Genomic DNA, 11,868 nt, shown 5'->3' on the forward strand with positions numbered 1-11,868 from the left:
TGAACAATCAGTTCAGCGTGAGGCTGCATTTGTAGCCAACGCTCGCCACCTGCCCCTGAATACCTTCCGGCATCGTCTTTGCCCCCCCACGACCGAATCTGTGATCGGCGGATTGGGTGGGGTTTCGGGCATCAGATGGAACTCCGATCAAGGTGCTTTGAAAAAATGACTTTCTGTAGGAGTTGCCGCAGGCTGCGATTTTTTGATCTTGTTTTTAGAGGCAAAATCAAAAGATCGCAGCCTGCGGCAGCTCCTACAGGGGGACCGGGTGATTAGTTCTGCACCTGGCGGCCGTCCAGTAACCGGTTGACCATCAGTTCACTGAGCATGATCACCTGATGCAGCATCAGCATGGCCCGGTTGGTGTACTTTAAACGTGGTTGCGAGGTTATGTTTATGTGCGGGTTTGATTTTGTCTGGTAGGCCGCTTTCGCGAGCAGATTCACTATTACAGGGGAGCTTGTTGTTCACAAAGTGGTGAGTACCATAAATCCAATGTGGGAGCGAGCCTGCTCGCGAAGGCTGACTCACTGGCAACACAGTTCTCCAGACAGAAAAAACCCGCCGTTCCGATTTACCGGAGCGGCGGGTTTTGTCGTTTCAGGCCTTGATCAAACCGTGTCCACCTTCAACGAATGATCATTCAACATGCCGCTGATGATCGTCGCCGTGTCGTGCCCACCGGCTACCACTCCACCCGCCCCTGGCGTTACACCGTAATGACTGGCGAGGTTGACGCCAGCCAGGTCGATGGTCTGGTTCGGCGTGGCGCCGGCCAGGGCGCTGACGTCGATGCTGGTGAGCACCGAGGCGCCGCTGCCGGTGACGGTGAAGTGCAGGTAGTCGTCGAGCGACGCGGTGGTGCCGTTTTCACCTTGCAGCAGTTGCGACAGGTCGAGCTTGTCGGTGCCCGGGGTGAAGTCGGTGATGGTGTCGTGGCCAGTGTTGCCCTTGAGGTACTGGAAGGTGTCCGCTCCCGCTCCACCGGTCAGGGTGTTGTTGCCCATGCCGCCGATCAGCAGGTCATCGCCACCACCACCGTTGAGGATGTCGTTGCCCAGCCCGCCGTTGATCACGTTGTTATTGTTGTCGCCGGTCAGGGTGTCGTTGAAGTTCGAGCCAACCAGGTTTTCGATGTTGCTGATCGTGTCGGTGCCGGCGCCGATGGTGTTTTGCGCACCGAGCAGGCCGAGGTTGACCGTAACCCCGGCGGTGGCGTGGGCATAGCTGACCGTGTCGATGCCGGTGCCGCCGTCGAGAATGTCGTTGCCCGGGCCGCTGTAGAGCAAGTCGTTGCCCGCACCGCCGTGCATCTCGTTGTTGCCGGAACCGGCGGTCAGTACGTCGTTGCCGTCGCCACCATTGAGGAGGTTGTTGCCGGTGCCCGCTACCAGAATGTCATCCCCGGCAGTACCGGTGAGGGTGTGGCCATCCTGATAGGTGATGCTGACGTTGGCGGTGTCGCTGCCGCCATGGTTATCGTTGGCGGTGTAGGTACCGTTGAAGTCCGGCGTCACGTCGTGGGCGCCGGCGTAATTGACCGTCATGGACAGTTGGTAGTTTTCCGCTGCCGTCGGATTGCTGCCGCTGGTATTGCTGATGTTGGTCACGTGGATCTGGTAGGTACTGTCGGCGCTGGCGGTGATGGTGCCGCCGTCGGCGATGCTGACGAACGCGCCGCCGTTGACCGAGTACTCCATGGTGACGTGGCCGGCCGCCAGGTTGTGATCCAGGTTGAGGGTTTCGCCCTGCTTCAGTTTGACGGTGATCAAGTCCTCATCGTTGGCATTGGCGTTGGTCACCGCACCGAGGTAACCACTGACCACCAGCACCGCGGTCATCGCGGCGGTGTTCGCCGCGAACGCGTTACGCACGTCGGCCAGGTTCTGATTGGCCGCCGTGTTGCTGGTGCCGGTGAAACTGATCGCGCCAGTGCCGGTGAAGTCCGCGCCCTTAGCCACCCAACCGGTGTTGAAGCTGGTCGGCGAGGCATTGAGCGTGTCGCCGTCCGGGTCGGTATCGTTGGCCAACAACAGTTCGCCCGGCACGGTGATGTTGCTCGACAGCACGTTGGTGATGACGTGGTCGTCCATCGCCACCGGTGGCGAATTGGGGATCACTTTCACGGTCAGCGTCGAGCTGGCGAGGTCGCCGTCATTGTCGCTGAGGGTGAAACCGATGTTCTCGGTGATCACCGTGGTCGTGGTTTTCTGCGAGGTGTAGCTGTAGTCGCCGGTGTCGAGGTTGATCACCAGCGTGCCGCTGTTGTTGGTAGCAATGCTGATCGTGTTGTTCACGGTATTGAACGTACCGTGGTTGGTGCCGCCGCTGGCGGTCAATGAACCCTGGCCGCTGTTGGCGCGCGGGTCATAGGTGTAGGTGGTGCCGTCGACCACGATGGATTTGATGAAGCCGCCATCGGCGCCGAAGGTACCGCCCTCGCCCAGTAGCGAACCGGTGACTGGCGCACCTTCCACAGTGCCCGACAGCACCGAGTTGAGCTGATTGAGGTCGGTGACCACCACCGCGTTGGTGTTGGTGTGGCTGATGCCGTCATAGGCCAGCGGATCGAGGTTGGCGTTGCTCACGCCGCTGCCCAGGCCGATGGCGTAGTTCTTGATGTTGTTGGCATCGAGGAAGGCTTTGAGTGCGGTCTCATCGGCGGTGCCGATTTCCTGGCCGGTGGTCGGTTTGCCGTCGGAGAAGAAGTAACCGACGTTCTGCGCCCCGGTGAGTTTGCCCGAGGTATTGAAGGCGGTTTGCATCATCGCCACCGCCGCATCGTAGTTAGTGCCGCCGCCCGCCGTGAGGCCGGCGAGAATCGATTTTGCAGTCGCTACGTCAACCCATACCGAGGTCCTGTCGGTGGCGCTGCTGCTGAAGGTGACGAGTTGCACCTTGACGTCGCCGAGGTCGTCATATTTGTCGAGCAAGGCACTGATCGCCTGTTTCGCCAGATCCAGCCGCGACAGGCCCGGCACGCCGGACGGGTCGACCATGCTGCCGGAAATATCGAGGACGATCAGCAGATTGGAATCGATCTCCACCGCCGCCACCGAGCGGTCCGACGCCACGGCTTTGGGCACGTCATCGACGATGTTGACCACAATCGTGCTGGTGGTGCTGTTGCCCAGCGCATCGGTGGCTTTGTAGGTAAAACTTTCGCTCAGGGTATTGGCGCCGTCGTTGGCGTTCGGCGTGGTTTTCGGCGCTGAGGTCAGGGTGTAAGTGTAGGTGCCGTCGGCGTTGAGCTGGATCTGCCCGTAAGTGCCGGTGGCGCTGCCGACCAGGGTGTAGGTGAGCGCCCCGCTGCCGCCGGTGACCGCACCGACCAGCGTACCGGTGGCGGTTTCGCCGGTGTTGCTCGGGTCGCTGCCGGTGACCGTGCCGGGCGCCAGGTCCTGGCCGTCCTTGGTCAGGTCGAGAGCTTTTTCGTAGACCGTCACGTCCTGATCGACCGAGGCCACCAGTTTGCTGTCAGCGACGTTAATGGTGAGGGTGGTGGTGCTTTCGTCGCCGTCACCGTCGCGGATGGTGTAGGTGAACGTGTCGGTGGCGCCCGGTGGGCTCACCGAGTTCGAGTTGCTGTGGTAAATGGCGTTGCCCGCCGCATCCAGAGTCAGGTAGCCGTAAGTGCCGTTGATGTTGCTGTTGAGGCCGCCGATCGCCGAACTTGAGGTATCGCCGCCGGCGCGCACGCCAACCACAGCACCACCCGCCGCTGCGCCGTCCGCACCGATGACATCATTGCCCAACACACTGACATTCACCGTACCGCCCTCCACCACCGAGCCGGTGTCGGCCTTGGCGGTCGGCAGGTCATCGATGATGTTGACGTTGATCTGGCCGCTGGCGGTGCTGCCGTCGCCGTCGGTGGCGACCACGTTGAAATTCTCGGTGAGGCTGTTGGCGCCGTTAGCGGTCGGGTGAGCCTCGTTGTCCACCAAGGTGTAGCTGTAACTCACCACGCCCGTGGCCGGGTTGTAACCGGTAATGGTCAGCGTGCTGCCCAATGGCGTGACCGCCGATTGCGGGAAGCCTGCGGCCACGCCATTGCTGACCACGGCGATACCACCGACGGTGAGGGTTTGCAGGCCGTCGAGCGCAGTCACGGTGAACGTGCCGCTCTGGGTCAATGCTGATGGATTCGGGCTGCTGCCGTCGCTGAGGTTTTTCTCGTAGACCGTGAGTTCGCCGCCGTTGACGTCGAGACCGTTGAGGACCACCGGATCGTCGTTGTTGTGGATCTGCAGCACCAGATTCGCAGTGCTGGTGTCACCGTCCGAGTCGGTGATGGTGTAAGTGAACGTCTCTGTCCCATTGCCGCCGCCGTGCAGATTTTTGAAGTCTGCGTCGGTCGGGTTGAGCGTGTAGGTGTAAGTGCCGTCGGTGTGCAGTTCCAGGGTGCCGTAAGTACCGTTGAACGTGCCGGCGGTGACCGGGCCGGTGGGCACGCGGTCGGCGCCTTGTACGTCGTTGGTGAGGACGTTGCCGGTCAGCGTGAGGTTGGTTTCCGAAGCGGTGTTGGCGTTGCTGTCGTTCACCGCTTTTGGCAGGTCATCGATGATGTTCACATCGAGGGTCGCATTGGCAGTGGTGCCGTTGTCGTCGACCATGGTGACGGCGAATTGCTCGGGCAAGTTGTTGGCGCCGTTGGCCGTTGGGTGGGCGTCGTTGTGGTCGAGGGTGTAGCTGTAACTCACAACACCGGTCGTTGCGTTGAACCCGGTGATGGTCAGCGTGCTGCCCAACGGAGTAGTGACAGATTGCGGGAAGCCTGCAGCCACGCCATTAGTAACCACGGCGATGCCGCCCACGGTCAGGCTCGTTACACCGTCTTGTGCAGTGATGGTGAAGGTGCCGCTCTGGGTCAGCGCGGTTGGGTCGGGAGCGCTGCCGGTGCTGAGGTTTTTCTCGTAGACCGTCAGCTCGCCGCCGTTTACGTCCAGGCCGCTGATGACCACCGGATCGTCATTATTGTGGATCTGCAGCACCAGATTCGCGGTGCTGGTGTCGCCGTCAGAATCGGTGATGGTGTAGGTGAAATTCTCGGTGCCGTTGCCGCCGCCGTGCAGGTTTTTGAAGTCGGCATCGGTCGGGTTGAGCGTGTAGGTGTAAGTGCCGTCGGTGTGCAGTTCCAGGGTGCCGTAGGTGCCGGTGAAGGTACCGGCGGTGACCGGGCCGGTGGGCACGCGGTCGGCGCCTTGTACGTCGTTGGTGAGGACGTTGCCGGTCAGCGTGAGGTTGGTTTCCGAAGCGGTGTTGGCGTTGGAATCGTTCACCGCTTTGGGCAGGTCGTCGATCACATTGACGTCGAGGGTTGCGTTGGCAGTGGTGCCGTTGTCATCGACCACGGTGACGGCGAATTGCTCAGGCAGGTTGTTGGCGCCGTTGGCAGTTGGATGGGCGTCGTTGTGGTCGAGGGTGTAGCTGTAACTCACCACCCCCGTAGTCGCGTTGAAACCAGTGATGGTCAGCGTGCTGCCGAGCGGCGTGGTGACCGATTGTGGGAAGCCGGCGGCCACACCATTGGTGACGACCGCGATGCCGCCGACGGTCAGCGTGGTGACGCCGTCCAAAGCGGTGATGGTGAAGGTGCCGCTCTGAGTCAGTGCATTAGCGTCCGGCGCGCTGCCGGTGCTGAGGTTTTTCTCGTAGACCGTCAGCTCGCCGCCGTTCACGTCCAGGCCGCTGATGACCACCGGATCGTCGTTGTTGTGGATCTGCAGCACCAGATTCGCAGTGCTGGTGTCGCCGTCCGAGTCGGTGATGGTGTAAGTGAACGTCTCTGTGCCGTTACCGCCGCCGTGCAGATTCTTGAAGTCGGCATCGGTTGGGTTGAGCGTGTAGGTATAAGTGCCGTCGGTGTGCAGTTCCAGGGTGCCGTAGGTGCCGGTGAAGGTACCGGCAGTGACCGGGCCGGTCGGTACGCGGTCAGCGCCTTGTACATCGTTGGTCAGCACGTTGCCGGTCAGCGTGAGCGTGGTTTCCGACGCCGTGCCCGTGTTGCTGTCATCGACCGCTTTGGGCAGGTCGTCGATCACGTTCACATCAAGGGTTGCATTGGCAGTGGTGCCGTTGTCGTCGACCACGGTGACGCCGAACTGTTCGGAAAGCGAGTTGGCGCCGTTGGCGGTTGGGTGGGCGTCGTTGTGATCGAGGGTGTAGCTGTAGCTGACGACACCGGTTGCTGCGTTGAAACCGGTGATGGTCAACGTGCTGCCGAGCGGCGTGGTCACCGATTGTGGGAAGCCGGCGGCCACACCGTTAGTGACGACAGCGATACCGCCGACAGTCAGCGTGGTGACGCCGTCCAAAGCGGTGATGGTGAAGGTGCCGCTTTGGGTCAGCGCGGTTGGGTCAGGAGCGCTGCCGGTGCTGAGGTTTTTCTCGTAAACCGTCAGCTCGCCGCCGTTCACATCCAGACCGCTGATCACCACCGGATCGTCGTTGTTGTGGATCTGCAGCACCAGATTCGCAGTGCTGGTGTCACCGTCCGAGTCGGTGATGGTGTAAGTGAACGTCTCTGTCCCATTGCCGCCGCCGTGCAAATTCTTGAAGTCGGCATCGGTTGGGTTGAGCGTGTAGGTGTAAGTGCCGTCGGTGTGCAGTTCCAGGGTGCCGTAGGTGCCGCTGAAGGTACCGGCAGTGACCGGGCCGGTCGGTACGCGGTCGGCGCCTTGTACGTCGTTGGTCAGCACGTTGCCGGTCAGCGTGAGCGTGGTTTCCGACGCCGTGCCCGTGTTGCTGTCATCGACCGCTTTGGGCAGGTCGTCGATCACGTTCACATCAAGGGTTGCATTGGCAGTGGTGCCGTTGTCGTCGACCACCGTGACGCCGAACTGTTCGGAAAGCGAGTTGGCGCCATTGGCAGTCGGATGCGCGTCGTTGTGATCGAGGGTGTAGCTGTAGCTGACGACACCGGTTGCTGCGTTGAAACCAGTGATGGTGAGCGTGCTGCCGAGCGGTGTAGTCACCGATTGCGGGAAGCCGGCGGCCACACCATTGGTGACCACGGCGATACCGCCCACAGTCAGGCTCGTTACACCGTCTTGTGCAGTGATGGTGAAGGTGCCGCTTTGGGTCAGCGCGGTTGGGTCAGGAGCGCTGCCGGTGCTGAGGTTTTTCTCGTAAACCGTGAGTTCGCCACCGTTTACGTCCAGGCCGCTGATGACCACCGGATCGTCATTGTTGTGGATCTGCAGCACCAGATTCGCGGTGCTGGTGTCGCCGTCCGAGTCGGTGATGGTGTAGGTGAAGGTCTCTGTGCCGTTGCCACCGCCGTGCAGATTCTTGAAGTCGGCATCGGTTGGGTTGAGCGTGTAGGTGTAAGTGCCGTCGGTGTGCAGTTCCAGGGTGCCGTAGGTGCCGGTGAAGGTACCGGCAGTGACCGGGCCGGTGGGTACGCGGTCGGCGCCTTGTACGTCGTTGGTGAGGACGTTGCCGGTCAGGGTCAAATTGGTTTCCGACGCGGTGTTGGCGTTGCTGTCGTTCACCGCTTTGGGCAGGTCGTCGATCACGTTCACATCGAGGGTCGCATTGGCAGTCGTACCATTGTCGTCCACCACGGTGACGGCGAACTGCTCAGGCAGGTTGTTGGCGCCGTTGGCGGTTGGGTGGGCGTCGTTGTGATCCAGCGTGTAGCTGTAGCTGACCACTCCAGTCGCTGCGTTGAAACCGGTGATGGTCAGCGTGCTGCCCAACGGAGTAGTGATCGATTGTGGGAAGCCTGCAGCTACGCCATTAGTAACCACGGCGATACCGCCGACAGTCAGCGTGGTGACGCCGTCCAAAGCGGTGATGGTGAAGGTGCCGCTCTGAGTCAGTGCATTAGCGTCCGGCGCGCTGCCGGTGCTGAGGTTTTTCTCGTAAACCGTCAGCTCGCCGCCGTTCACGTCCAGGCCGCTGATGACCACCGGATCGTCGTTGTTGTGGATCTGCAGCACCAGATTCGCGGTGCTGGTATCGCCGTCCGAATCGGTGATGGTGTAAGTGAACGTCTCTGTGCCGTTACCGCCGCCGTGCAGATTCTTGAAGTCGGCATCGGTCGGGTTGAGCGTGTAGGTGTAAGTGCCGTCGGTGTGCAGCTCCAGGGTGCCATAGGTGCCGGTGAAGGTACCGGCAGCGACCGGGCCGGTCGGTACGCGGTCGGCGCCTTGTACGTCGTTGGTGAGGACGTTGCCGGTCAGCGTGAGATTGGTTTCCGAAGCGGTGTTGGCGTTGGAATCGTTCACCGCTTTGGGCAGGTCGTCGATCACATTGACGTCGAGGGTCGCATTGGCAGTCGTACCATTGTCGTCGACCACGGTGACGGCGAACTGCTCGGGCAGGTTGTTGGCGCCGTTGGCGGTTGGGTGGGCGTCGTTGTGATCCAGCGTGTAGCTATAACTCACTACACCGGTCGTTGCGTTGAAACCGGTGATGGTCAACGTGCTGCCGAGCGGCGTGGTCACCGATTGTGGGAAGCCGGCGGCCACACCGTTAGTGACGACAGCGATACCGCCGACAGTCAGCGTGGTGACGCCGTCCAAAGCGGTGATGGTGAAGGTGCCGCTTTGGGTCAGTGCGTTGGAATCCGGCTCGCTGCCAGTGCTGAGATTTTTTTCGTAAACAGTCAGCTCGCCGCCCTCGGCGTTCAAGCCATTGATCAGCACCGGATCGTCGTTGTTGTGGATCTGCAGCACCAGATTCGCGGTGCTGGTGTCACCGTCAGAATCGGTGATGGTGTAAGTGAACGTCTCTGTGCCGTTACCGCCACCGTGCAGCGCTTTGAAATCCGCGTCGCTGGTGTTCAGGGTGTAGGTGTACGTGCCATTGGCATTCAACACCAGCGTGCCGAAAGTGCCGGTGAAGGTGCCCGCAGTCACAGGCCCGGTGGGCACGCGGTCGGCACCTTGCACGTCGTTGATCAGCACGTTGCCGGTGAGGGTCAGCAGGGTTTCCGACGCGGTATTGGCGTTGCTGTCGCTCACCGCTCTGGGCACGTCGTCGATGATGTTGACGTCGAGCGAGCCGGTGGCGCTGTCGCCATTGCTGTCACCGGCAGTCACGGTGAAATGTTCGCTGAGGCTGTTGGCGCCGTCACCGGCCGGATGGGCGTCATTGCCGTTGAGGGTGTAGCTGTAACTGACGACCCCGGTCGCAGCGTTGTAACCGGTGATGGTCAGGGTGTTGCCCAGTTGCGTGGTGATCGACTGCGGGAAACCCGCCGCCACGCCGCCACTGATCACGCTGATGCCGCCAATGTTCAGACTGCTCAAGCCGTCCGGCGCCGACACCGTGAAGCTGCCGCTCTGAGTCAGCGCGCCGGGGTTGGCCGAGGAGCCGTCGGGCAGGTTGGCTTCGTTGAGGGTCAGCTCGCCCCCCGGCACCGCGAGACCGCTGAGCGTCACCGGATTGTTGACCGGCGGCGGCACGATCGGCGTGTTGTTGCCATTGTCGATCACCGCGTTATGCCGCTCTTCGGGAAACTCGGGAATGCCATTGAAACCGGCGGTCGGGAAGCCGATGACCGGATCCACTCGTCCACCGACTTCAGTCAGCAACACAAAGCTGTGACCACCGCCCGCCTCGCCCGGCACGCCAGTCGGCGCATTCGGGCCCGCAGCGGTGGCTTCAGCGGCTTTGGTCGGGTCTTCGCCGGCAGCGATGGCTTTCTGAATCTGCTCGACGTCAGTCAGCTGTGCTTCGCTCGGCGTCAGCGCTTCAGGGGAGTCGACATGCACCGCCTGATTGGCCAGCAGTTGCCCGGAAAGGGTCATGCTGCTGTCGCGACCCAGGGTCAGTTCGTGGCCATTTTGCAAATGAATGGCGACAGCGCCTTCTGCGCCGGTGATCACTTGATCGCCGGCAAACAAGCGGTCGCCCTCGACCAAAGCGCGGCGAGTGCCGTCGGTGCCTTGAGCAAAAACCTGACCAATGACTTTAGTGACGATCCCGATGAGCGTTGCCATGTGAAACTCCTCCGCTGCCGAACACCGTCGGCACTGGTTCGCGAAGCACGCCCATGGCTCAAGCGGGTTGCCGGGGTGACGCTCGCACCTCGACAGTTCGTTTCGCAGGTAGCGCAAACAAGGAAAGGTCGGTGCTTTCAAGCACTGCGCAATCCTGATTGATGCCGCAAACCCACTAGCGCTACGTAACGGTGGTGAATCACCCGAGTGACAAAAAACCGTCACCCATCTGCCGCTACGCGTCCCTCCCCTTCAGCATTACTTCGCCGTATGTCGCAAAGTGAATGGAACTTTCCTCAAGCCTCTCCGTGCTCCCTGAAGCGCATAAACAAAGGCTTTCGTCCTGAACAATGTGCCGATTTTGGCCAAGCGCATAAGTTTTTTTCGGCATAAGCCTTATGAAAATTTTTTCTTAGCTACGCTTCAGGATGTTCTTAGCTCTGTTGTTACAAGAGTGAAACGCTTACACCTTAAATTATCGTCAAATATTTGGCGACAGTAACACACCATCAGGACCAGGGAGATGCACCCCATGCGCGTTTTAACCCCCCTTTGCAGCGCGGTTTTGCTGGCCATGGCTTGCACTTCTCAAGCCCAGGCCATGAACCTGACCGAAGCAATCCAGAGCACCATTGCCACCCACCCGGATCTCGCCTCGCGTGTGGACGCCAAACTGTCGGCCGATGAGCAAGTGAAAGTGGCCAAGGGCGGCTTCTATCCGTCCGTCGACTTGAATGCCGCCTACGGGCGCGGCTATAGCGACAACACCAATACCCGGGCTTTCGGTAATCACCACACCGAAATTCTCAATTACACCCAGTCGGAACTGCGACTGCGACAAATGATCTTCGACGGCTTCAACACGGCCAATGAAGTCGAGCGCACCAAGGGCGTGTCCAACTCGCGCGCCTACTACGCGCAAGGCACCGCCCAGGATCTGGCGCTGCGCACAATCGAGGTCTACCTCGAAGTGCTCAAGCGGCGCGAATTGGTGACCCTGGCCAAGAACAACCTGCAAGCGCACCTGCGCGTGAATGATCAGATCGGCCTGCGCACCCAGCGCGGCATCGGCAGTACCGCCGACTCCGATCAGTCGGTCGCCCGTAAGGCGCTGGCGCAAAACAACCTCGACACCGCCGAAGTCGATCTGGCCGACGCCGAATCGAACTTCTACGCCGTGGTCGGGCGCATGCCCGATGAACTCGAAGCACCACCGTCGACCCGCGGCGAAATTCCCACCAGCCTGCCTGAAGCCCAGCAGAGCATGGTCGAGAACAACCCGTATCTGAAATCCGCGCAGGCGGACGTGCAGTCAGCCGAGAGCCAGTACGAAGTTGCCAAGTCGCCGTTCTATCCTCGATTCGATGCCGAAGCGGCGGTGGGTGCGAACAACAACGTGCAAGGCGATGAGGGCCACGACAACGAATGGCGCGTGGGCGTGATCATGAACTACAACCTGTTCCGTGGCGGCAGCGACAAGGCCCGACTGGCGTCCGATGCGCACCAGATCAACCAGGCGATGGACATTCGTAACAACGCCCTGCGCCAGTTGAACGAGAACATCCACCTGGCGTGGAACGCCATGGTCAACGCGAACAAACAGACCCCGACCGCCCGTGAATACGCCGAGACCACCAAACGCGTGCGCGCGGCGTATCAGGATCAGTTCGGCCTCGGCCAACGCACCCTGCTCGACTTGCTCGACAGTGAAAACGAGCTCTACAACGCCAACCGCCGCTACACCGAAATCCGCTACACCGAGGAATATTCGATGTACCGCGTGCTGGCGAACATGGGCCAGTTGCTGAGCAAGCAACGGGTGGTGCTGCCGGCGGATGCGATCGCGGCGACCGAAGTCAAAAACGAAGCGCGCCTGCCTGAGCTGAAATGAAGTAACCCCTGTAGGAGCTGCCGA

At 61.0% G+C, this 11,868-nt stretch carries 2 protein-coding genes; one reads left to right on the top strand and one right to left on the bottom strand.

Features of this window, described 5'->3' with window-relative positions:
• Positions 1–611 precede the first annotated feature (611 nt).
• Entirely contained in the window at positions 612–9,953 is a 9,342-nt protein-coding gene (locus KVQ82_RS22245; protein ID WP_222015943.1) for a retention module-containing protein, read from the bottom strand.
• Between the two features lie 532 nt (positions 9,954–10,485).
• Here KVQ82_RS22245 and KVQ82_RS22250 point away from each other — a divergent pair.
• Positions 10,486–11,844 carry a TolC family outer membrane protein gene (locus KVQ82_RS22250; protein WP_047292413.1) on the top strand — a complete coding sequence of 453 codons (1,359 nt, stop codon included), beginning with the start codon at positions 10,486–10,488 and terminating at the stop codon, positions 11,842–11,844.
• The last annotated feature ends 24 nt before the right edge of the window (positions 11,845–11,868 follow it).

The sequence above is a fragment of the Pseudomonas sp. AO-1 genome, assembly GCF_019775695.1.
Lineage (GTDB): Bacteria > Pseudomonadota > Gammaproteobacteria > Pseudomonadales > Pseudomonadaceae > Aquipseudomonas > Aquipseudomonas parakoreensis.